This is a genomic window from Pelorhabdus rhamnosifermentans, assembly GCF_018835585.1.
GTDB lineage: Bacteria > Bacillota > Negativicutes > UMGS1260 > UMGS1260 > Pelorhabdus > Pelorhabdus rhamnosifermentans.
In genome coordinates this window covers 36,559-60,504 of the sequence record NZ_JAHGVE010000005.1, presented here as the reverse complement: position 1 = coordinate 60,504, position 23,946 = coordinate 36,559, and the positions used below count along the sequence as shown (strand labels likewise).

Sequence of the window (23,946 nt, the reverse complement as noted above, 5' to 3'; positions counted from 1 at the left end):
TGGAGAGGTGTCCGAGTGGTCGAAGGTGCTTGACTCGAAATCAAGTGTCCCGCAAGGGACCGTGGGTTCGAATCCCACCCTCTCCGCCATATTTAAAGGGTCTGGAGCTTTGGTAAAAAGCTCCAGTTTTTTTATAACCAAAATCCTCCACAAAATTTGATTTCACAAGATGATTAAACATACGATGATGATGAATAAAAACGGACAAAAGAATAAGATGATGATGAAAAAGAAGCGATTAATCACCGCTAAAGTTGGATTATAGAGCGTGGTGTCTATCTTTTTAAAATAACTGTGATTAGTGGGTTGTCACTACAGTTAAGGGTTAAGAAAACCACATGACAACCAAGAATTGACATTACAGAAATGACAGTATACGCTATTGTTTAGCTAGATTAGTAACAAGGTGGAGATGAAGTTATTATTAGACTTTTCACTAGCCTTGGATACGATTAGGGAGCAATTGCATTATATTCTGTACTTAGAGATAAATATCGCGTTGCTGATATAAATAAGTTTGCTTTTGAAGCCTAAAAATTTTTTGATAGAAGGTGGATTGATTGAATAGTGATGAAAAACAATCTAAAGAATTAACAGAAAGCAAGGCTGTACCTAAACATTATAAACCGATAGTGATAAAGGGCGAGTGGGTTGAGGCTATACAAGAAACAGCAAGGGCTTTTCAAACTTTAGGGAAAAAAGTGCGACAAATTGCAGAACAAATAAACAAAGCATTATCAACCGTAATTACTCCAGAACTAATTGAAGCTTTAAAGGATTTGCCAGAACGGTATAGACTAACGTTAGAAGAGGTCGTAGCAGCATGTGATAAATTAGCAGATGCTGGATGGATATTGCCCCTGGAATTTTTTCCGTTTGAAATATTAGAGGTAGTTGATAAATATACCTTAGAAGAATTAGATGAGTATTTTTATGACTTTTACACAGAAAATGACAATGAACGCATCAAATTAATATTTAAAGATATCAAGGAAAGTAAAAGCATAGACCAGTGGAACGGCTTAATTGAAGAGTGTATAAAAGCATATCAGAATGGGTATTGCTTAATATTGATTCCGAGCTTGCTTTCGGTAGTTGAAGGTCTGCTTTCAAAATTATCTGATAATCCTCAAAATATAAAAATGAAATCATTGTGCAAAAGCCAAGCTGAAAATGAAGATGGCATCACTAGAGTGATTTGGATGTCCATATGGAAATTTATAGAGCAACTTTATAAAAAGATAAATTTTGATGAAGTACGTCCATATGTAATAAATAGGCATAGAATATTACATGGTAGAGATGAAACTAATTGGAAACCTGTTGATGTAGTTCGTTTGTTTATAGCTATTCATACGGTGCTTTGTGTGCTACCTGATGATGATTAATATTATTAGATATGGTTCGAGATAATCATAGAAAAGATAGCTGAGAAGAAAAACTTTAGTAAAAGAAATGCAGGGGCAGTATTACCCCTGCATTTCTTTTACTAAACGATAGAATGTTCCTGGTTTGAGAGACATTCTTCTCATGGCTTCTGTAGCCGTTATCTTGCCAGCCTTCCATTCTCTTACATTATGGTTGAAAGTTTGCGGAACGGAAATACGTGGGCGACCAAAGCGAACGCCTTTACTGCGTGCTACCTCAATTCCTTCCTTTTGGCGTTGTTTAATGGTGTCGCGCTCAAGTTGAGAGAGAGCGGCAAAAACGGTCAACATAAATTTTCCAGAAGGCGTTGATGTGTCGAGGCTTTCTTTGGCTGAGACGATGCCGACTGCTTTTGCAGATAGCTCCTCTACAATGTTGAGAAAGTCTTTGGTATTGCGGGCAAGACGGCTGATTGATTCTATATAAATGGTATCTCCATCTCGACAGAATTTCATCATTTCTTGAAGTGCTGGTCTGTTTCTGTCTTTGCCGCTGATTTTTTCTTCGAAGATTTTTTCAAGAGTATATGGTTTGAGTATTTCATGCTGGCGGTCGGTATTTTGGTCGAGGCTTGATACTCTGATATAGCCAATTTGCATTGAATCATCCCCTTTCTATTCAATAATACCCTATTTACTTTTTGGATATTTAAAAAAGGGGATTGTAGAGTTTTTGAATAGAAAAAAATTAACTTCAAAAAAGTAAACATTTATAAACACAGCAAAGCCGTCTCTTGCTTATGATTAGTTCTCGAAAATAATTCGTGAAGAGACATGATGCCAAATGACTTCGCGAAAATATGATTGGAATCGCGAATTTTAAAGTATATAATGATAATTGATGATATTTTATGCCACCTAACGTGGGAGGTGCAAAATGGCTATAACCTATAAAAAACTATGGAAGCTTCTCATTGACCGTGATATGAGTAAAGCAGAATTACGTGAGCTTTCAGGAGTTGGGGCCAGCACATTTTCAAAGATGAATAAAAATGAATACGTGTCCTTGGAAGTATTGGTAAAACTGTGTCTTGCTCTTAATTGCGAATTAGGCGATATAGTAGAAATTGTGCGGGGAGACTAAATTCAACATTGGATTGTAGGTGAAATGATGATAACGAAGTACCATGCTAAATACTACGCCAATGTACTGACTCAACGTTCGATAGGTGGAGATATAGACAGTTTGTCGCAGTCGCTGCTTAATGCAGCAGTTGATATCAATCCTCATCAGATTGAGGCTGCACTGTTCGCGTTTAAATCACCCTTATCTAAAGGTGTTATTCTTGCTGATGAGGTTGGTTTGGGGAAAACAATCGAAGCTGGACTGGTGCTTTGCCAATATTGGGCTACGGGACGCAAAAAGATAATCATAATTTGTCCTGCTTCTCTTCGTAAGCAATGGAGCTTTGAGTTGGCGGAGAAGTTTGGTATTGATAACGAAATACTGGATATGAAAAATTGCAATGAGTACGATAGAGCGGGAAAAAAGCCGTTTTTGCAAAATAAGATTGTGATATGTTCCTATAATTTTGCAGCTCGTAAGAAAGATGAAATCAAGCTAACTGGTTTTGATTTGGCTGTTATTGATGAAGCACACAAATTGCGCAATGTATATAAGAAGAACAGCAAGACGGCACATTCCATTCGCGATGCTTTGAGCCAAGTGAAGAAACTGCTTCTTACCGCTACTCCATTCCAAAATTCTCTCATGGAACTTTTTGGACTAACAAGTGTTATTGATGAGAATATTTTTGGCGATAGTAAATCTTTTCGTGCAGAATACGTGCATGAAGAAAATTTCTCAGATTTACAACGTAGACTTGCTCCTTACTATAAAAGGACTCTTCGCCGTGATGTAACCGAGTACATAAACTATACTAAGCGGCTTCCGTTAACTCAGAAGTTTGATGCAACAGATTTAGAACAAGAACTATATGATGGATTTTCCGAATTTTTAAGAAGAGATAATATTTATGCTGTTCCTTCAAGACAGAAAATGCTGACGACCATGGTGATAAGAAAAATATTAGCTTCCTCAACATATGCAATTATAGGTACTCTTCAAGCAGTAAAAAATCGTCTGATAAAAATGCTTGCAGACGAAGAAAATCAGCAGTTAAATCTTAAAGAGTTGTTGGATGAGGATGAATTTGAACTACTAGTTGCAGATGAAGAAGAATTTGAAGATACGCAGCAATGTAACGAGTTGAGCGACAATAAAATAGACAAGCATCTGCTTGCCGATGAAATCAAAACAATTGAAAGTTTCATCAATACAGCTTTGAAAATTAAGCATGACTCTAAATCTACAGCGTTGCTTCAGGCTTTGAAAAATGCTTTTCAACAGCTTCCATCTATTGGGGCGCAGCGAAAAGCGTTGATTTTTACCGAATCCACACGGACTCAAAGTTATTTAAAAGAGTTCCTTGAAGAAAGTGGCTATCTGGGCAGGATTGTATTGTTCAATGGTGCCAATACGGATAAGGATTCAAATGCCATTTATGATAAATGGAAAGAAAAAAATGCATATAATGGCAATGTTAGTGGTATAAAGGATGCTGACAGAAGGGCAGCTCTTGTGGATTGCTTTCGTAATGAAGCGGAGATTATGATTGCCACAGAAGCCGCCGCGGAGGGTCTTAACTTGCAATTTTGTTCATTGGTTGTTAATTATGACTTGCCGTGGAATCCGCAACGAATTGAACAAAGAATAGGGCGTTGTCATCGGTATGGGCAGAAGTGCGATGTAGTTGTCGTTAATTTCGTTAACCAGCGTAATTATGCAGATATGCGTGTGTTCAATTTGCTTAATGACAAGTTTCATTTATTTAGTGATGTGTTTGGTGCTTCCGATGAAGTGTTGGGACAAACAGAAGGAATTGACTTTGAGAAAAGAATATGGGCTATCTATCAAGAATGTCGTACAGAGCAAGAAATTAATACTGCTTTTGAAAAATTGCAACATGAGATGCAAGGTGAAATTGATATACGGTTGAATGAGATAAAAGACCAGGTAATAGTAAACTTCGATATTGAAGTTCAGGAACGATTGAAAATGGCAAAAGAGCAAACCAGTGCATTTATCAATCGTTATGAACATATTTTTTGGGAATTGACAAAGTATATACTTGGCAATAAAGCAGACTATGATGAAAGAACGCATTCTTTTATTCTGAATACGAACATTAATGGATGCCCAAAGGGGAAATACAGGTTGCTTTCTGGTGATACCTCGGATGGTATTCTTTATCGTCTATCACATCCATTAGCTCAGTATGTATTAGCGCAAGCAAAAAATATTCCGTTAGGACAGGGGAAGATACTAATTAGTATGGAAGAAACGGCTGTGAATATTACGTTGCCTGAAGCCTTGCGACAAGCGAACGGGTATATGCTGCTTTCAACCTTGGAGGTATCGGCTTTTGATACAGAACAGTATTGTCTTTTTACTGCATATACAAAGAATGGAAAACGTATAGCTCAAGAAGAATGCGAGAAGATGATGCTTTGTGGTGGTATAGATAAAGGAAGCGTAAAGTTGGATGTTGAGATAACGAATAAGCTGACCGCTAACTCAGAACAGCACAAAGTAGGTAAGTTGCAAGACATAGATTCGCGCAACTTGTCATTTTTCCGTGAAGAAGAAGAGCGTATCTTCCGTTGGGAGAAAGATTTAGTTAATAGTTTAGAAAATGAACTTGATACAGTCAAACGTCAGATTCGCGAATACGAGCGCCTTTCCAGAAGTGTTTGCACTGTGGAAGAGAAAATTGCTGTAACAAAAAAGATTGATGAATTAGAGCGGATTAAAAGGAAAAAACGTAATGAGCTTGCTGACCGTGAAGATGAAATTGGGAATAAACGACGTAAGCTAATTGCTGATTTAGACAGCAGAATGATTAGGCAAACGACATCTGATGACCTGTTTATTATTGAATGGCAAGTAATCTAAGTAGAGAGAGGTAGAGAAAATGTCTGAGAAGTTAAATCGTTTTACGAACTTGATGAAAAATATTTTTGAACTGGACAAGTCTGATTTGGATTTTGGCATTTACCGTATTATGAATATACGTAAAGCAGAGGTTGAAAGATTCTTATCTGAAGGATTACCTCAGAGAGTCCAGGACGCACTGGCTCCTTTTGCATCGAATACAGAAGACATAGAAAAACGAATTGCAGAAATTGATAAGATTTGTAGTGATGTAGGGGTGGACGTGGCAACCAGTAAAATGGCAGAAGAATATGCTACGCTTAAATCACAATTAGCGGGCGGCGTAGATATGTCTGCTCTTGAGACAGATGTGTACTCTGCACTATACAGCTTTTTTAACCGTTATTATGATGAAGGAGATTTTATATCAAAACGGCGGTACAAGGAAGGCGTATATGCCATTCCTTATGAAGGAGAAGAAGTAAAATTATATTGGGCAAATCAAGACCAATATTATATTAAGAGTGCTGAGAATTTTAAGGATTACACATTCAAAGATGGCGATAGAACGATTCATTTCCGTTTAGTGGATGCCACTACAGAACAGAACAATAACAAGGAAAGTGATGATAGCAAGCGTACGTTTATGCTGTGGGAGGAAACGGAAGAGTACCCCGATATAAGGACTTTTGAAGTGAGCGGAAATGAAATGATTATCCGCTTTGTATTTGATGTTCCCGAAGATAAAAAGAAAAAGTTTGTGGAAGAAAATTATCAGAAGATAAGCGCAGCTATTGCATCAAAGTATAAGGAATGGTTCGACTTGCTGCGCCCGATTGCTACCAATAATCCGAAAAAGACCAAGACATTGCTGGAAAAACACCTGGAAGCCTACGTGGCGAAAAATACTTTTGACTATTTTGTTCATAAAGATTTACAAGGATTTTTGATGCGTGAATTAGATTTTTATATTAAAAGTGAAATTATACATTTGGATGACATTGATACAGCAAATGAAAAACGCGTTGAAACTTATCTTGCAAAAGTGAAGGCAGTAAAACGTGTTGGGAAAATCATAATTGATTTTCTTGCCCAAATAGAGAATTTCCAAAAAAAGTTGTGGCTGAAAAAGAAATTTGTGGTTAGCACGGATTGGTGTATTACACTAGATAAAATTAATGAAAGCTTCTTTCCCGAGATTATTTCAAATGATGCACAGGTTAGGGAATGGATTGATTTGTATGCAATTGATGAGATTATGGGTAGTGAAAATACGATTGGATTTTCGAATCACTTGACAGACGAGTTTTTGCACCAGAATTTGAATCTTATAGTTGATACAAGATATTTTAATACGGACTTTAAGCATAGATTGCTCGCATCAATTGATAACCTTGATGAATCAACAAATGGAGTTTTGATTCAGGGTGATAATTTTCATGCAATTAACATAATTACTGAGCGGTTCAAGAAGTCAATAAAGTGCATTTATATTGACCCACCTTATAATGCAGATGCATCAGAAATATTATATAAAAATGGATTTAAACATTCTACTTGGTTAAGTATGATGGAGAGCAGGCTATCAATAGCAGCACCGTTAATGAAACTAGATGGCATGATTTGCCTTACAATAGATGACTATGAAAAGGATAATGCATCTATACTACTCTCACAAATATTTGGACAGGAAAATATGCAAGGTATTGTTTCGATACGCAATAATCCACAAGGACGTTCGACTGTAAAAGGGTTTGCCGTAAATCATGAATATGCATTGTTTAGTGGAATAAGTGACCAATTGAAATCGGTCGGTCGCCTTGAACATTCTCAGAAGCAGAAAGATAGGTATTCGGAGCGGGATGATGAGGGTAAGGCTTTTCTATGGGATAACTTTAGAAAAACAGGAACTGACTCAAACCATGCAGACCGACCTAAACAGTATTACCCTATTTACATCAACAAGAAGGAAATTTCGTTCCGTATACCACAGCTTAGGTGGAACGCAGTATCGAATATGTGGGATGTGTTAGAAACTCCTACTGTTGATGAAGTTGTTGTTTTTCCTATAACAGATGCTGGTGAAGAGAAAGTGTGGAAGTGGGGAATTGAACGAGTCAAAAAGAATCCTTCCCATATTAAAATCGAAATTAAAAATGATGATATTCAATTATATCGAAAAAACTACTTCAATGATGAAGGCGCTCTGCCTAATACTTGGTGGGATAATGCTCGGTATGCTGCGGGCTCTCATGGCACAAATTTGCTTACTAATATCTTTGGCATAAACAGGAAATTTTTATTTCCTAAGTCTGTTTATGCAGAAATGGATTGTATTAGAGTATGTAAGGCGCAGGGTACTGATATAGTATTTGATTTTTTTGCTGGTTCAGGAACAACAGGACACGCTGTATTAAATCTTAATAGAGAAGATAGAGAGAACCTGCGATATATTCTTGTCGAAATGGGTGAGTATTTTAATACTGTTACTAAACCAAGAATGAAGAAAGTTATATATTCAGCAGAATGGCAAAATGGAAAACCAGCAAATCGTTGCACAGGTATATCGCAAATAATGAAGTATATTCGTCTCGAAAGCTATGAAGATGCGCTTTCTAATATTGCACTTTCAGAAGAAAAACATCAGATGGCAAGACTTTTTGGCGATGATTATCTTATCAACTATATGTTGGATGCTGAAGCTGAAGGTAGCATTCTAAACCTCAATTTGTTTAAAACACCATTTAATTACAAAATGAAGATAAATGAAAACAACGAAACAAAAGATAAAGTGATTGACCTAGTGGAAACATTTAACTATTTATTGGGATTGTCTGTCATGCGTCAGAGCGTTATTGCTTATTTTAAAGCAGAACGCGATGATAAAGATAATTATGAGGGGGCTGTGCGTCTTATTAAGGACATTGATGGAGAATATGCCTTCAAGCAGGTAGAAGGCATACTTCCCGATGGACGACGTGCATTGATTATATGGAGAACGGTAACGGATGATTTGATTGCAAGTAATGCTGCGCTTGATGCGTATTTTGCTAAACATCGTATTAATCCAGCTGACCGTGAGTTTGATATCATCTATGTCAATGGTGATAATAATCTCGAAAATATGAAAGCCGAGGATGAATGCTGGAAAGTGAATATGATAGAAATTGAATTTAAGAATCGTATGTTTGAGGAGGCTTAGTTGTGGCGCGAGTAAATAAACAAAATAGCGTAGCTTTCAATGACCAGCTTCTTCTATTTCGCTATTTTTTAAGTTCGTTTGGAAAAAGCACATTATCCAGTCTTGCGAGTAAGCTGAATGACATGGAGTACGAGGGCTACAATGAAAACCAAAACACATATTTTTATGACTATCTTAGTCGTATTTGTAGCGGCAATAAAGACTCTGTAAAAATTAACCGTGATAAGCTACGTTTGTATGACGAAAATATTTGTCGCCATGTAAAACAAATTGGTGAACGGCGTGGTGGAATCGTATTAAAGTACTTTCAGTACATTTCTTTGCTATTTACGGAAATTTATCTTGACCGTTATTTTTCTGATAGAGATAATTTGGTGGCAGATTTAAACGCATATATGGATGCTGTTTCAACAGAAACGATGGGGGCTATTTCATTTCATCATTATACGCCAGATAATATGAACAAGTTGGCGTTTATGTGTGCTACTGGCAGCGGTAAAACGTTGATGATGCACATAAATATTTTGCAGTTTTCACATTATCTGAGACGGGCACAGCGAGTGAATAGCAATTTGGCGATTAACAAAGTGATAGTGCTATCTCCTAATGAGGGAATGTCTAACCAACATCTGGAGGAGCTACACCTGTCATCTATTTCAGCCGCTTTATTCCAAAAAGAGGGGCTCGATTTTCAGCGCCAAGATGTTGTTGTAATTGACATGAACAAGCTTAAAGAAGAAGGGAAAGTAAAGACAGTATCCATTGATAGCTTTGAGCAAAATAACCTTGTTCTCGTCGATGAAGCACATCGAGGTTTATCTGGTGATGTTTGGTATGACTATCGTACCAGGCTTTCTGCGGAAGGCGGATTTGCTTTTGAGTATTCGGCCACATTCAAACAAGCATTAAAGTCTTTGAACGCAGCGAAAGAGCATGACTTATTGGGAGAATACTGCAAATCCATCATCATGGATTACTCCTATAAATATTTTTATGAAGACGGATATGGCAAGGATTACCGTATCTATAATTTGAAAGAGGGTATAGATGAAGAACAACGCTATCTATATCTGACAGGCTGCTTGATATCCTTCTATCAACAAATCAAACTATTTGGCACATATCGCAAAGAATATGCACCGTTTGAGATTCAAAATCCGTTGCTTGTTTTTGTTGGAAATCGCGTGACAGCATCTACTTCAAAAGCCGAGCTGACCGATGTGGAAGAGGTCTTGGATTTTATCGATAAATTTGTTAACCGTAAAGACAAAACGATTGAACGCATTGACGCAGTTTTACATGAGGATACGGGTTTGATAGATGGTAGCGGTAACGAGCTGTTTTCACAAGATTTTAATGCACTGAAATCCCTGTTTGGCGGGATGCCCAATGCAGAGGATATCTATGTAGATATGTTGCGTGTTATGTTTAATAGTGATACTACTTCCGATGCGCCACGTCTTCATATTGAAAACCTCAAGCAAGTTCAGGGGGAAATTGGGTTAAAGATTGGTGAAGATGGCGAGTATTTCGGTGTTATCAGTATTGGAGACACAGCAGGTTTGGTTAAAAATTGTGAACAGAAGGGCATTGTGGCGAAAAACGAGGAATTTGTTTCTGATTCTCTTTTTCGCAATATCAATTCGGCTAATTCAAATATCAAGATACTAATTGGTTCACGGAAGTTTACTGAAGGTTGGAATAGCTGGCGTGTCTCGACAATGGGACTCATCAATTTCGCAAAGGGCGAAGGCTCTCAGGCGATTCAGCTTTTTGGGCGAGGAGTTCGCTTGAGAGGGCATAAGGGCTGTTTGAAACGAAGTCGCAAGCTTGATGATAGAGGAGTGAACATACCAAAACATATCGAACTCCTAGAAACGCTTACTATTTTTGGCATAAAAGCTCAATACATGGAAGATTTTAAAAAATACCTTGAGCTTGAAGAAATGCCAGCAAATGATAAGCCGCATGAATTTAAACTGCCTGTGCTAAGTAGGTATAACGAAATCAAAGATAAAAAGCTCAAAGTGATAAAGGTAAAAGCTGGGGCCAATTTTAAGAAACAGTCACGAAGACTTATCTTGGATGTTCCTGATGATGGCTTTATGCATTATCTGACGAAAAACAGAGTGGTTATTGATTGTCGGTCAAAAGTCCAGACGATTGAATCAAGTGGTAGTTTGCAAATGATTTCTACCACAGGAGAGCATACGCTAGAGAAAAAATTCATTCCTTATCTTGATTTTGATAGAATCTTTAAAGAGCTGCAAATGTACAAAAATGAAAAACTTTACTATAATATCAGTCTTGAAAAAGAAAAGTTGCAAAGCATTCTTGAAACAGATGGATGGTATTCGCTGATTATCCCTAAAGTCCATATTCAGATTGAATCAATGGAGAAGTTGGAAGCTGCCGTTGATTACTGTGTGATGGTCTTGAAAAGCTATATGGACAAGTTTTATAAGTACAAGAAGGGCGAATGGGAAGCTCCCTTGCTTGAATACCAAGAGTTATTGGAAGATGATAATAATTTTGTGCCCGAGTATACGATTTCGTATACAGCAGTGGATGAACGTGATAACAGCGCGGAATCTCTTAAAACTTTTGTCGAGGAATTGGGCGGACTGTTAAATAAAGATAAGGGGATTGCTGGATATGAGACAGGAGTATTTAAAAATTCGCTTGTAGCGTTTGATTTCCGTGCACATTTATATGCGCCGTTAATCTGCTTGAAAGCGAATGGACTTAAAATTCAAGTGTCTCCAGTCAGCCTCAATGAGGATGAGAAACTCTTTGTTGATTTACTAAAGGCATATACGGAAAGCAATGAAGATGTCTTTAACGGCAAAAATCTATATTTACTTCGGAATAAGAGTAAAGTGGGGATGGGTTTCTTTGAAGCTGGGAACTTTTATCCTGACTATGTGCTTTGGATTGATACGCCTGATACGCAGTATATCAGCTTTGTCGACCCGAAAGGCTTGATGAAGATTATGCCGAATGACCCCAAAATTGAATTCTATGCAACTATCAAGGAATTAGAAGCGCGATTGCAGCCGACTAGTACTGACAAGAAAATTGTTCTCAATTCTTTTATCATGTCTGGTACAAAGTCTGCTGATTTAAAAGAATGGTGGGGGATGTCGAAACCAGAACGAGAGGCAAAGAATGTGCTTTGCCTCGATAATGAAGATTGCATGGAAGTGATGATTAGCAAGATACTGCCATAGCACGTAAGAAGGGCTGGAGTAATAAAAACGCCAGACCTTCTTGTATTTTAAAATCGAACGACTTCGCTATTGCTCATGAATACCAATTGCTTGGCGAGTAGAGTGAGGTAGCTGCCCAAATAAATCATGATATATATAAGCATATATAGTGAAAATAAAAGGTAATTGCAGTAAATAAAAGAAAACAGAACAATGAAGGATTAAATAAATCATAAGAATTATTTTTTGACTATAAAAAAATAATTTGCCATAATTTGATGGTTTAGCAAAATGAGTAGTCTTCATTCTCAATTCAGTTTATGGCTGTCACTGATGAGCTGACCGCAGGAGATATTTTTAACCTCTCTGAAAAAGAAGATTTTTACATTTGTATTTTGAAGAAAATTTAAAATGGAAATCGAAAAACTTAATGCTATATACGCATAAATGACACCAAAAGCCAAGAGGATTGCTTCGCGCAATCTTCTTTTTTTTGTTCAAAGAAATTTACAAAATAGGCTTGTGAAATAAAAAAACGTTGGTATAATCTCAAAAGCGTTGGAAAAACACCGCTAGAAATATAATAAGCGAGGCGATAAAAGTGACAAATGCTCAAGATTTATTTGAAACCCTTAAACGAACCATTTATTATTCTAGATTCTCTACTGTAATAGTCAACGGCGAAACTTGCGAATGGAATGGAGACGAAATGAGGGAAGGCATTGAGGACGAAGCGACTCAATTTCTTTACAATCAGGATTATTCAAAGATGGAAGTTGATGACATAAAATTCGACGGAAGCGCGGTTGGCTACTTAGACGAATTTTATCCAGAAACGCTTAAGGAAATCGAACTTGACGCTGCTGAGTGGTACGCATTCGACATCATAGAAAAGATAGGACTCGAGAAAAAAGACCTAAAGTCAATTGAATTTCAGTTGTAACAAATCAATCTCCAATGAAAGGGGTGAAACAAAATGAAAACATTGAGACTTGCACGGAAGGCACAAAAAATAACGCAAGGCGAACTTGCTACTAGGCTGTCAGAAAAACTCGGGGAAACTGTTACACAACAACAAATTTGCAACTACGAAGTTAATTTTTCCCTTCCGCCAGTGGATAAATTAGTGGCTTTAGAGGAAATTCTGAATGTCAACCTCATGCAAGAATACCGTCAACTTGTAAAAGCAGGGGTAAGAAAAATGATGAGAACAAGATTTAAAAATGGTCGCAAATCAATTCAGCCAGTTTGACGGTGTGGCTGGGCGTTGTCCAGCTACACTAGTTTCATCAGGACTCAAAACCTGATGCTAGTGATTGGTTTTAGAAACATCAATTTGAAATCAGGATATGGTCTAATGGAACTGTTGTCGGCGGTGGCTTTGACCCAAAATACAAAACATATTTGAAACGGAGTGGCAAAAATGTGCACAATCTTATTCGACAATCTGCATCCGCTTGCGGAGGAGGATTTTGAAAAATGCGGTTATCCGTCTTCTAAAAATACTCGCGTCGTAATCGAACGAGAACTGGAAGAGGAGCAATACATGATTGACCAGTTGTATGAAGAATTTCAGTCTCAAATTTACGATTATGACGCAAGCCAAGGCGAGAAACATTATTTTACTTGATTTGTCCGCACGGTTTTGGATTTCTAAAAACCTAAAATATAAATCTAATTTTTGAAAGAAGGTACTCACAATGACAAATGATTTTAATAACCAAGACCAAGAAACTATTATGAGGAAGCTGCAAGCTCCATTTCCGCTTAGTGATATCGAATTTAGAATCGGCTCAATGAATCCAGACAAAACTCAAGGCATGGCACTTGCATATGTTACCAGCCGAGCAATTCAAAATCGTTTGGATGAAGTGTTTGGGATTGGCGGTTGGTCCGCTAAATTTAGAGAGTGGAGAGGGAAAGGCGTTATCTGTACTCTATCTGTAAAAATAAATGGAGAATGGGTCAGTAAGGAAGACGGTGCAGAAGAGACTGAGATAGAAGAAGTCAAGGGCTCGCTCAGCAATAGTTTCAAAAGAGCTAGTGTCCATTACGGAATTGGACGCTACCTTTACCGATTGGAAGCGCAATGGGTTCCAATTAAACAAATTGGCTCTGGGAAGAACTATAAAATGTTACAACAGCCGAAATTGCCAGCTTGGGCATTACCTGGAGGAGAAGAGAAATCGAATCCTGTACCAGCTCAGCAATACTCGTATCAACCAGTTCCAGATAACGTGGTGCGAATGGAAGACAAGAAGCTTGGGCAAGCAGCTACAGACCAACAAGGCGACCTTTGCGAATGCTCCGTTTGCCACAAAATTAATGTTCCTGCAAATGTAAAGGAGTTTTCGACGCGAAAATTTGGCAAATCGATTTGTTATTCTTGTCAGAAGGAAGGGGGAGGAGTACAGCAGAAAGTTTCTGGCAACCCAATTCCTCGCCAACACAATGAAGAAGCCCTAGACGATGACGAAATCACTTTTTAAATCTAATCTCAAAATTTAAATGTAAGAGAGGCATTAGGTAGTTAACAAAAATATTCAATAGCTATTGAATGTACAAAAAATATTGGTATTATACATGAGACCAAAGTAAATGAAGTAGTATTAGCAGAAATTTATTTTAAATTAGAAAGGATTTATATGAAAAATTCGGGCTATTATCAGATGCCACGCTGGTTGTTAGAATCTCAAGTGATACGAAATGAATATGAAGAAAATGCGTTAGTTCGCCTATATTCAAGAGCGAAGTACGAAGATGAATGGGTTATGCATAAGGGGCACAAAATTCTTCTGAAACGCGGCGATGTAGCAACTGCACCTGGTGAATTTATAAAGCAATTGCGCGGTAATTACTGGACAAAAGACAAAATGGATACTTTTTGGAAAAGATTAGAAAGAGAGGGGTGGATTAAGATAAAAACAATTCCTTCGGTGACGACAATCATCTCTATTACACACTATGTAGGCGTTGAAAAACGACTTGGTATTGACTTAGTAGATGCCACGGTAACGACTCGTGAAAATGCAGGAATGGAAGGGGGTTCTGGCAACAAACGACTCGGTACGGACTCGGAAAAGACTCGAAACCTACCTATATATAATAAGGGAATAAACAAAGAAGATAATAATTCTTATGAGGATAGTTCTTCTGAATCAGAGACAGATGAGCAAAGTGAATCTTCTATTTTAGGGGAAGAAGAGAAAACGGGAAGTAATAGCAAAAAGGCTAAAAGAAGTGATTCTTCTCCAAAAGTGAAAAAAGCATCATCTGCTGAGTTGGTGTCTTACTTCTATAGCAAATATCAAGACAAAACTGGTTCTAGCTACCCCGCCGCTATCGCTCTGGATAGAAAGAAGATGAATATCCTTCTTGAAAACGTAAATGATGATTTAGGAAAGGCAAAAGCAACAATAGATGCGTTTTTCAAAAATGGCTGGATAAATAAAATCAATCGTTTTGACGTCAAGTTGCTGACAAGTGAAAATGTTCTTCCTCGCTTGATTATAGAAGCAAATGATAAGCGAAATCAGATAGATAATTCCTCCGTCGCTTTCGACGTTCAAGAGGCCATAAAAAAACAACTTGCCGCTTTGAATGGCAAGAACTACCCAAAGGAGTGTAAAAATCATGATGAACCAATTTGAATCCTATATTCTTAATAAAATCCTTGATGACAAAGAATATGCTATCCGACTTATTAAAGAAGATATCGGAATCTTTTCCCAAACAATGATGCAGGTCCATTTCGGATTAAGAACGATTCTCGAGAAAAACATGCCAATCACCTTTATGAGTGTGATTAAAGAGTCTAACCTTCAAAAGCATCATTTGGAAGACATTGAAAAAACGCCTTCTATTAAAATTACCAAAGAGAAAGCTCATCTTGATGATTTTGACTACTGCATCTTTAAGATTAAAGAAGCAAAAAAGATACAGGAGATGAAATGGATTGCGGAGGATATTCTTAAAAATGCCGACAGAACAACAGACACAAAAGACTTAATTGGAAAAGCGATGGAAAGAATCGGCTCACTGTCCAATATGGGAGCTGAAATCCAAACCCTTGACGGTAATGCCTTAATGGATGAGTTTGATGCATTTACGAACGACATTGAAGAAAGGAAAGTTGTTCCTTCCATTAAATGCGACCTAGCTGAATTGAATCGGGTTACAGCAGGTTTTCAGTTTGGAGATTTGGTTTTGCTAAAGGGATTCACGGCAGCGGGTAAAACAGCCCTTGCTCTTCATCTAGCTAAAGCGTTCGGGATTACACAAAAAATCGAGACTGTCTATATCAACATGGAAATGAGCAATAAACAATTAGCAGGTCGTCTTATATCATCAATTTCACAAAGCGATGATATTTACTGGCATTCTTTGCTCGACCATGAGACATATAAAAATCAAAACTTAAAATCTGAAATTGAAGAATCAAAACAGAAAGTCAGAAACTCTAAACTGAGACTTATTAATATCAATTTTCCGACTGTCAATCAAGTTGAATCGCTTATTAGGGAATATAACGTAAAATACGGTACGAAAGTTTTCTTTGTGGATTATTTGCAAAGAATGCAGTTGCCCAAAAACAATAAAGAGGAATCATGGAGACAGCTAGTAGATGTTGCTAAATATTTAAAGACGCTTGCAAAATCGCTTAATGTCATCATTGTTGCTCTGGTTCAGGTAAGAACTGACGGAACTACAGCAGGAGCATCCTATGTGGATTGGGAGTCCGATTTGGCCTTCTGGATTCGAAAGCCAGAAGAAGCAGATTTAGAAGGATTCGTGAATGATTATAAGCTTGCTGAAATCACAAGGGTTATCGAGTTTACCAAACAGCGCATGGGTGCGGAAAATATAGTGATTCCTATCAATTTTTATGGCAGAAAACTACAGTTCTTTAATGTATCTAAAATCTAATCGACAATTTAAAAACAAAAGAATGGTGAATTATTCTTCCAATTCAAAACATCATATCATCTTTTTACTTAGCAAATTGCAAAATCAGGAGAATTCATCATGACTATCAAAAGCGAATACAAGAAGAATCAAAATATGACCAAACTTATAATTAAAGGTCGTCCAGTGACGAAAAAAAATCACTGCCAAATCATTAGAAATAGGAATACGGGGAGGCCGATGCTTATCCAGAGTCCGCAGTATCGGCAATATGAAAAAGAGTTTATCAAGCAGATGGACGAGAATTTAAAAGGATTATTTGATGCAGAGGTTCAGCTTCATATGCGGGCGCTCTATTATTTTCCTGACAGACGAGGTAAGGCGGACCTTGTAAACTTGATTCAGGCCACACAAGACATTCTCCAAAAATTTGGCTTGTATAATAATGATTCGCAAATCAAATCTCTTGACGGGTCTCGGATTGTCGGAATTGACAAAGATAATCCTCGAGTTGAAATCGAAATTGAAGCGATAACGAAGGCTGATTAAGCCGTTGAAAATATTTTAAAAAATATTTGTTAGTATCTTGAAATCTACTTTTTCTTAGATATAATCCATAGGACTGAAGAGGTAAGGGCCTCTTCAGGAATTGAAAACAATGAGGATATAGAAGGAGTGCGATGAACAATGTTTAACCATTTTGAAGCTGAATTAACACAAGAACAAATAGCTCGAGTAAAAGAGTTTTACAATCCGCAAGTCAAGTACGATGGTATTGAACTGACAATACCAGGAAGAAATAAGTTTTTTTCAATCCGTGACTATGAAAGCCAAGTAATTAATCCCGTCAAACCATGTATTGTATATTTGACGTTTGGTGTGAAATGCAGTTCCGAAGAAGAGGCACTTGCTGTTGGCGCAATTAAGACAACAGATAAAGAGTTAGCAAAAGCCTTTGCGCCTGACTTGTTTCAATCGATTCAAGGAAGCAAAATGGATAAGCGTTCATCAGCTTATTTGAAAGACTGTAAACAGGATTTACAATTAGTAGCTATAGAGCATGGCTGGGATGGAATAGCTCACGCTATCGAAAAATCAATATCTATTTGGCTGAATACTAGCGAAGTGGAAATTGGAAAAGTAACCGAAGGCAAATATACAGGGAAATATATTGCTACCTATAGCGTGCAGATAAGTGTTGATGATTATGACATCACTAGCTTGATTTTCGAAAAAGAGCCGAAGAAAGAAGAGATTCAAACTGCGAGGTTGCTGGAAAGGGCTGAAGATGTCATCATTATAAAAAGGAAAAAGCCTGTCTTTAAATGTAAAGAGTGCGGTAAGGAAAGTCACTGGCTTGATATTCCAGGAACCGATAAGGAAAAAGTGGATTTTTTGGAAGATGCATATTGTAATCACTGCTGATTTGGGACAATGCATTAAAAGGGACTGCTCGTCGTGAGTTGGTCCTTTTTTTGTGAATTTTTTTAACCACTATAAAATTAGAATTATAATCGTAGTTTTGATAAAAAGAAAAACCACCCCGTGAGGTGGTACAAAAAAATGGAGAGTGTTGTTCATTCAATTGTACCCCTATTTATTGTTAAAGCCAATAAATAGGCGATATATGTCTGCTGTTTTTAATAGTGTTTGATTTAGCAGAGTTTCTTAATGATGACTTCTTGCCATTTTATTAGTCTTACAGAAAAATATTTTATATTGATGCGAAAACGGAACGGAAAATGGCAATGGCCTTCAAGAAATTATTTTATACTAAGCAGAGAGGCAACGAAGGGAGATGCTGCTGATGGGGTATGAAATAAAACTTTCTTTCGAAAAATGGCACGAATTTCTGAATTTCATGACCGATTTGCATAATAGAGAAATGCAAAATATAGAGGAAGTGAATAGTTTGGATAAAAACAAATTTCGATTTGAAAAATTAGAGGATATAGATGAAGATATGGAAGAGTTAATGCAACAATACCCTGTTGCGTTTGAAGATACATTGAAAAATGCGGCTGAAATAAAGAGAATCCATCTTGTGACTGAGAAGATGGCAAAGCGACCTAAGGGCTACGTCAAACCAGCCAGCGCAATTACGACTACGTATATCCTATCGCGGATTAAAAAAACATTTACATCAGATAAGTTCTTTCTTGCGTTACCGCTTACAATCGCCGCTCTTTTTCGTATCAAATGCGGCAACACGTTTGAGGACAGCCAGACGCGTACGTGGCAAGACTTGATGGATTTAAACCTGTTTCTTCTCAATGAATATGGATTCAAGTCTAAAGGGGTTGAAAACGCTCTGGAAGTATTGGACGAATATAATCTTCTAAATATCGATAAGGATTATACAGAGGACAAGGAAAACCCTAAGATAACATATCAGGCCAATGATGAGTTATGCAATCTCCTGATTACAGATGAAGAGCCATTTTAATCCATACCTGAGGAGATGTCGCTATAGGTACAACGTTAAGAAGAGGTGAATGATGATGGATATTATTTTTGAAATGGCGGGTTGGTGCAAAACGGTTGGTGATAAGTTTTTTGCTACGATTGGATTTGATGTGGAAACACCAGAAGGAATAATAGCCATCGCTATCGGTGTTGTCGTATTAAACCTTGCGGGAATTTTCTTCGGGAATATGGCCGATAAATTTAACGAGAAATAGCATATTCTTCATTAAAATAGCAATGATTCAATTGGATAACACGTTATAAAAATGGGAAAGGCGTGATTGACGATGAATGCAAAACCATTAAATCGTTATGAGCTTGAGGAGACTTTTCAAAAATTTGGTTATATACCACATATTAATAAAATAACCGTTGCAGGTCGAATCGATGATGGTGCGAAGAATCAGCTTCAATATACAAGAAGTCGCAATTGCGGCGAAAGGCTTCCAATGTATAGGACCATTTTAGAAGTCCCAAGTCCAATCAAAATTGGTAGGAGCGGGATGCCTTTTGTCTCTCATATTCCGATTAGGTGTGTTGGCGATTTGGCGGAAGAAATTGCAAGCCAGTACTATAGCGCAGGAATGTTTGTACAAGGAACAGGTCGAGTGCAAAACTATAAGGTTGAAAAGCCACAGTTTGCTGACCAGAGACAAATCGAACTATTGATGAACGTTCTTCGCGTGGACGATTCAGAGGATAAGCTTGTTCAGGAAATCCTCAATATCCTCGATATGAACGGGCAGAAATATTCCCGCTTGATGACGACAGTTGCCGCACAACAATTCAGCCTTTCGGATGATGGTGCTTTTATCAATGAAGCCATTCTACAAGGGTTAATATATATGCCACCTAGTTTAAGACGTACTCAAAAAACGAATACCGCAGCTCTACATATTAAAATGTGGATTAAGCGTGCTGGTGACATCGGGCCTGTACCTGATTCGGCTGCAGCAGATAGAGATATTGTTAATATCATGTTCTATGGAGAGAACGCCATTGAACTTTATCCAAAACTCAAACAAGGTTATCCAATAATGGTAAAGGGAAGACTGGAAAGCGACACATATAGAGCTGAAATTAATGCTAGCGGTGAGCAGAAAAAGAAAATTGCCGATTTATTAGGAATTACGGAACAACATCCTATTTTGGAAAAAATCTTAACCAATTGCGGAATTAAGAATAAACTGAGGTTATTTATCAAGCACGACATTTGGGGAACTTCGCTTGAAACATCAAACTTTTTGCCTGAAGAAGCCGCGTAATAGATAAACTCTTGCATGATGAAATGTCGTTTTACCTACGATATAACTTTGCTATAATGATATGTAAATTTTATAAGAAAAGGTGATGCCAATGTACAAAGCAAAAGTTGTCTTGTATAATGCCCAGAAAGAGCTACCAGCTAATGGAATCGAAATACTCTCTCAAAAAATAGTCGGTATAAATTTTGTGTTCGAATCGGAGGGTGAGCAGGATTATTTTAGGGAGACGAAGACGAAAGTTTTCTCTCCAATCAAGGAACAAAAAGTCGAATGGCGAGACGAACTATGGAACTCTCTGTCAGAAGAACATATTATCATTTCTGCGGAAGACCCTTTCTCTGTGATTCTTCAAGAAGATTTTGTGCGGATTGAGCAAGGAGATAAGGGAGAGGAAACAAATAAGCTTATCCAGATAGATGCGAAGTTGGAAGGATTCGAAGATGGCGATGAACTTTGGGGAATTATCAATAAAGAGGATAACAAATATGCTATCGTCCCTGAGAATATGATTAAGCGTCCAGAATTAAAATTGATTAAAGGGGGATTGTCGTAAATGTATTATTTTAAATTAATTCTTCTCAAAGCATATAAAGAAGGAAAAAAACTTGAGCAATATGCCCAAGCCGAAGTTACTTTCAAATTTGACGAAAATGATATCCGTCGAGCAACGCAGATTTCGACTTGCGAACCTCAAAACCCAGGAGAAAAGATTTATTGGCGAAACGAATATTGGGATAAGCTTATAAAAGAAGATATTGTTTTTTTGTCTGAAAATCACTTTGCAGTTTCGGCTGGAGAAGGCGAAGAATGCGAGAATTTCAAGCAATGGGATTGCGAAGAAATTGATGACGAAGACGAGGATGACGTTATGAATCCCGAAAGAAAGTGGGAGATGCTTAATCCAGAAGATACACAAGCTTTAATTCTCAATCCTCAGAGCAAAGAGGTAAAGCGAGAAGTCTTCAAAGTCTTAGAAGGTGGAAAATTTAAAGAGTCATAATTATCAACAGCTCCTCGGCTTGGGGAGCTTTCTTTCTATCGGTTGTTACATCCATATATACGCCGTAGTATACATACCGTATATATGGATGTAGATATTTATATGCAATTGTACATATCTTTTATTGCAAAAAATATAAAAGTATATATTTGTATATATAATGAAAGAAGGTGATAATAGTGGCGAAAAAATTAGACAAAGGATTTGATTACAATTTAAAATGGGGCGCAAATAGTGCATTTCGTTATAGAAAGATGATTAAAGGGAAACAGTTCGAAGTCTATGGCTCGAACCCTGACGTTTGCAAGGATAAGATGGAACGAGAGATTGCGGACTTTAAGGAAGGATTCAAAAAGGACAATCCGACACTGGGCGAATGGATGCGGGAGTATTTGCGTCATTATATAGAAATAGAGATGAAAACCAAAGCAAAAACGAAGAATACAAATATGGAAAAATTCGAGAGCACCCTGGCAAACTATGAAACAACCGCTCGAACAGGGGTTATAAACAGAGAGATAGGGAATATAAGAATTAAAGATTTATCAGAAAAGGACTTGTATCTCCATTTCCACCAGCTTTTTATAGAAAAGCCAGCTAGCGCAAAAAATGCTCTCTGGCTCTGCAAGAAAGCTTTGCATCGCGCCATGAAAAATCGCCTAATTAGGGATAATCCGTGTGAGGATATAAAATTACCAAAACTGGATATTATAAAAAAAGCGAAACAGCCGACCAAAGACCTTATTAAAATCATAAAGGAGATTTTAAAACGATTTGACAGAAACGACGACGACCTTTCTCTTTATTACCATCTCGGATTTAGGTTGGGGATGCGTAAAGGTGAAATCCTTGGGCTTGCTAGCTCTTGTATCTTTTTAGATAAGAAGCAGATTGAAATTTGCCAGCAACTCACTAAGACAAATCCACTTGCGTTTGATTTAAATGGAAATAAAATTGAAGAGAGGAGCGATAAATACAAAACCTCAATTTTAAAGGAAACAAAAACGGAAGGGTCTAATCGAATAATCCCAATTCCCAACTGTTTATTAGAGAAAATACAAAAGAAAATCCAAAAAAGCTCTATAATAGAGAATAAAGTCGCTGAATCCTGTATTCTTGCCAAAAGCAAAGATTTTACCCCAAAATGTGACCTTCTTTTTATAAAAGCTGACGGGAAACCTTATTTTTCGAACACTCCAACTAAGAAGCTAAAAAAGATGCTAGAAGAAATCCAAAATGACGAAAAATTTGAGATGTCGGAAGAGGACAAATCTCTTATCCTAACTTCTCACGATATGCGAAAGCTGGCTAACTCTATTCTAGCTGGAGAGGATATCAATAAATCTAAATTAGAAGCTTTGCTTGGTCATAGCCCTCGGTCTGAGGATACCAATGCCGCCCATTATACAGCATTCACATCAGAATCCCTCATCAATCTTGTCGAACTTCTCTCGGAAATCATCGATAAGGAGGAATAATTATGCTATCGAATCTTCCCCAAAAATCTCCACAAAAACTACACAAAAATAACCTAAAAATCGGTTTTTATCATCACCTTGAAGGGGAAACCAAAAGTGCCTTCAAGCCAGCAATCATGCGGCTTGAAGGAGACTGGAGAGGTGTCCGAGTGGTCGAAGGTGCTTGACTCGAAATCAAGTGTCCTGTCAAAGGGACCGTGGGTTCGAATCCCACCCTCTCCGCCATATAAAAAAAGCTTTGCGTAATTTTACGCGAAGCCTTTTTTTTGTACACAAGAATGGCAAAAGTAGTGGTTTTGACAACATCCAAATATTTGGCTGCTGTTTTTTAACAAAAAGGATGATTTATTAGAAAAGTCCAAGATAAGGGCTAGCGATTGCCAAGTCCAATATTTATTCGGTTTGTTTTGATACATAAATATATTCTATGACGCCCTGCTTTGGAATTGTCCAGAATCGTTATACCGAAACGATTTCATTTGGCCAGGCGATACGACAAGAAAAAAGGAAATTTACGGAGTAATGCGGAAATCTCTGGTGTGAAATAATTTGGGAGGTTTATGCCATGGATAAAAGAGTACACTCGGAAATCTTTTCTCCAACTAATTGTTATGATATTGGAAGACGCTCCTGCTGGCGTAAACTGAATAAATAAGTGCAAATGTGTTGCACTTTGCAAAAAAACATGTTGCACATAGCAACGTGTTTTTTATTTGCTTATCTAAAAATACAGAAAATACGCGTTTTTCTATATTGGCACGCAACTTGCAAAAAATAGATGTAAATGAATAGGGAAGGTGATCCAATGGTCAGTCTGGCAGTAATTGCAACGGAATATCTGTACAAATAGAATCAATGAAAATAAAGCGATGAAAACGGCTTCGGATGTGATCGTTTGAAGATGGCATGACGGTTTTGGAAAAAGCATATGACCGGGTTGGTTGCAGGAATTCAGTATTCCATATCTAATGGGCGGAGTTATTGGACCTATCGTAACCGGATTTATTGTAAGTTACACAGGATATTTTTAATATGCATTGATGTTTTCCGCTATACTGAT

General features: G+C 37.4%; 21 protein-coding genes and 2 tRNA genes. 22 read left to right on the top strand and 1 reads right to left on the bottom strand.

Annotation, left to right across the window (positions count from 1 at the left end; all coding sequences use genetic code 11):
- Position 1: 1 nt before the first annotated feature.
- Both Ga0466249_RS07585 and Ga0466249_RS07580 read left to right on the top strand, forming a co-directional pair.
- Positions 2-89: transfer RNA gene (locus tag Ga0466249_RS07585), tRNA-Ser, on the top strand.
- A 471-nt stretch (positions 90-560) separates the two neighbouring features.
- A complete protein-coding gene (locus Ga0466249_RS07580; protein ID WP_215828854.1) occupies positions 561-1,388 on the top strand; it encodes a hypothetical protein in 828 nt (275 codons plus the stop codon).
- Positions 1,389-1,469: 81 nt separating this feature from the next.
- Here the strand turns inward: Ga0466249_RS07580 and Ga0466249_RS07575 are convergent, their stop codons facing one another.
- Positions 1,470-2,027 carry a recombinase family protein gene (locus tag Ga0466249_RS07575; protein WP_215828853.1) on the bottom strand — a complete coding sequence of 186 codons (558 nt, stop codon included), beginning with the start codon at positions 2,025-2,027 and terminating at the stop codon, positions 1,470-1,472.
- A 277-nt stretch (positions 2,028-2,304) separates the two neighbouring features.
- On the opposite strand from Ga0466249_RS07575, the gene Ga0466249_RS07570 reads away from it, so the two are divergent.
- The 20 genes from Ga0466249_RS07570 (at position 2,305) to Ga0466249_RS07475 (ending at position 23,111) form a co-directional block, all read left to right on the top strand.
- On the top strand, positions 2,305-2,511 hold the full coding sequence (locus tag Ga0466249_RS07570) for a helix-turn-helix domain-containing protein (RefSeq protein WP_215828852.1): 207 nt from the start codon (positions 2,305-2,307) through the stop codon (positions 2,509-2,511).
- Positions 2,512-2,535: 24 nt separating this feature from the next.
- On the top strand, positions 2,536-5,382 hold the full coding sequence (locus tag Ga0466249_RS07565; protein WP_215828851.1) for an SNF2-related protein: 2,847 nt from the start codon (positions 2,536-2,538) through the stop codon (positions 5,380-5,382).
- A gap of 19 nt (positions 5,383-5,401) precedes the next feature.
- Positions 5,402-8,563: a site-specific DNA-methyltransferase gene (locus Ga0466249_RS07560; RefSeq protein ID WP_215828850.1), complete on the top strand. Its 3,162-nt coding sequence runs from the start codon at positions 5,402-5,404 to the stop codon at positions 8,561-8,563.
- A gap of 374 nt (positions 8,564-8,937) precedes the next feature.
- Positions 8,938-11,793, top strand: a complete 2,856-nt coding sequence (locus Ga0466249_RS07555) for a DEAD/DEAH box helicase family protein (protein WP_215828849.1) — start codon at positions 8,938-8,940, stop codon at positions 11,791-11,793.
- A gap of 580 nt (positions 11,794-12,373) precedes the next feature.
- Entirely contained in the window at positions 12,374-12,715 is a 342-nt protein-coding gene (locus Ga0466249_RS07550) for a hypothetical protein (RefSeq protein ID WP_215828848.1), read from the top strand.
- A 33-nt stretch (positions 12,716-12,748) separates the two neighbouring features.
- Positions 12,749-13,024, top strand: coding sequence for a helix-turn-helix domain-containing protein (locus tag Ga0466249_RS07545; protein ID WP_215828847.1), 276 nt, complete (start codon positions 12,749-12,751; stop codon positions 13,022-13,024).
- A 171-nt stretch (positions 13,025-13,195) separates the two neighbouring features.
- The gene (locus Ga0466249_RS07540) at positions 13,196-13,402 is read left to right on the top strand and encodes a hypothetical protein (protein ID WP_215828846.1); all 207 of its coding nucleotides are present in this window, start codon (positions 13,196-13,198) and stop codon (positions 13,400-13,402) included.
- A 70-nt stretch (positions 13,403-13,472) separates the two neighbouring features.
- Positions 13,473-14,261 carry a Rad52/Rad22 family DNA repair protein gene (locus Ga0466249_RS07535; protein ID WP_215828845.1) on the top strand — a complete coding sequence of 263 codons (789 nt, stop codon included), beginning with the start codon at positions 13,473-13,475 and terminating at the stop codon, positions 14,259-14,261.
- A gap of 156 nt (positions 14,262-14,417) precedes the next feature.
- A complete protein-coding gene (locus Ga0466249_RS07530) occupies positions 14,418-15,422 on the top strand; it encodes a hypothetical protein (protein WP_215828844.1) in 1,005 nt (334 codons plus the stop codon).
- The gene (locus Ga0466249_RS07525) at positions 15,406-16,698 is read left to right on the top strand and encodes a DnaB-like helicase C-terminal domain-containing protein (protein WP_215828843.1); all 1,293 of its coding nucleotides are present in this window, start codon (positions 15,406-15,408) and stop codon (positions 16,696-16,698) included. The genes Ga0466249_RS07530 and Ga0466249_RS07525 overlap by 17 nt, the downstream gene beginning before the upstream one ends.
- 99 nt (positions 16,699-16,797) lie before the next feature.
- Complete coding sequence (locus tag Ga0466249_RS07520) at positions 16,798-17,226, top strand: RusA family crossover junction endodeoxyribonuclease (protein WP_215828842.1); 429 nt, start codon at positions 16,798-16,800, stop codon at positions 17,224-17,226.
- A gap of 138 nt (positions 17,227-17,364) precedes the next feature.
- A complete protein-coding gene (locus tag Ga0466249_RS07515; RefSeq protein ID WP_215828841.1) occupies positions 17,365-18,102 on the top strand; it encodes a hypothetical protein in 738 nt (245 codons plus the stop codon).
- Between the two features lie 382 nt (positions 18,103-18,484).
- A complete protein-coding gene (locus tag Ga0466249_RS07510; protein WP_215828840.1) occupies positions 18,485-19,123 on the top strand; it encodes a hypothetical protein in 639 nt (212 codons plus the stop codon).
- A gap of 49 nt (positions 19,124-19,172) precedes the next feature.
- Positions 19,173-19,358 (top strand): hypothetical protein, encoded by a 186-nt coding sequence (locus tag Ga0466249_RS07505; protein WP_215828839.1) that lies wholly within the window; start codon positions 19,173-19,175, stop codon positions 19,356-19,358.
- Between the two features lie 72 nt (positions 19,359-19,430).
- Positions 19,431-20,408 (top strand): hypothetical protein, encoded by a 978-nt coding sequence (locus Ga0466249_RS07500; RefSeq protein ID WP_215828838.1) that lies wholly within the window; start codon positions 19,431-19,433, stop codon positions 20,406-20,408.
- Between the two features lie 91 nt (positions 20,409-20,499).
- Positions 20,500-20,961, top strand: coding sequence for a hypothetical protein (locus Ga0466249_RS07495; RefSeq protein ID WP_215828837.1), 462 nt, complete (start codon positions 20,500-20,502; stop codon positions 20,959-20,961).
- Positions 20,962-21,408, top strand: a complete 447-nt coding sequence (locus Ga0466249_RS07490; protein WP_215828836.1) for a hypothetical protein — start codon at positions 20,962-20,964, stop codon at positions 21,406-21,408.
- A 179-nt stretch (positions 21,409-21,587) separates the two neighbouring features.
- Positions 21,588-22,886 carry a tyrosine-type recombinase/integrase gene (locus Ga0466249_RS27515; RefSeq protein WP_215828835.1) on the top strand — a complete coding sequence of 433 codons (1,299 nt, stop codon included), beginning with the start codon at positions 21,588-21,590 and terminating at the stop codon, positions 22,884-22,886.
- A 2-nt stretch (positions 22,887-22,888) separates the two neighbouring features.
- Positions 22,889-23,053: a hypothetical protein gene (locus Ga0466249_RS07480; RefSeq protein WP_215828834.1), complete on the top strand. Its 165-nt coding sequence runs from the start codon at positions 22,889-22,891 to the stop codon at positions 23,051-23,053.
- Positions 23,022-23,111: transfer RNA gene (locus Ga0466249_RS07475), tRNA-Ser, on the top strand. Before Ga0466249_RS07480 ends, Ga0466249_RS07475 begins: the two co-directional genes overlap by 32 nt.
- The last annotated feature ends 835 nt before the right edge of the window (positions 23,112-23,946 follow it).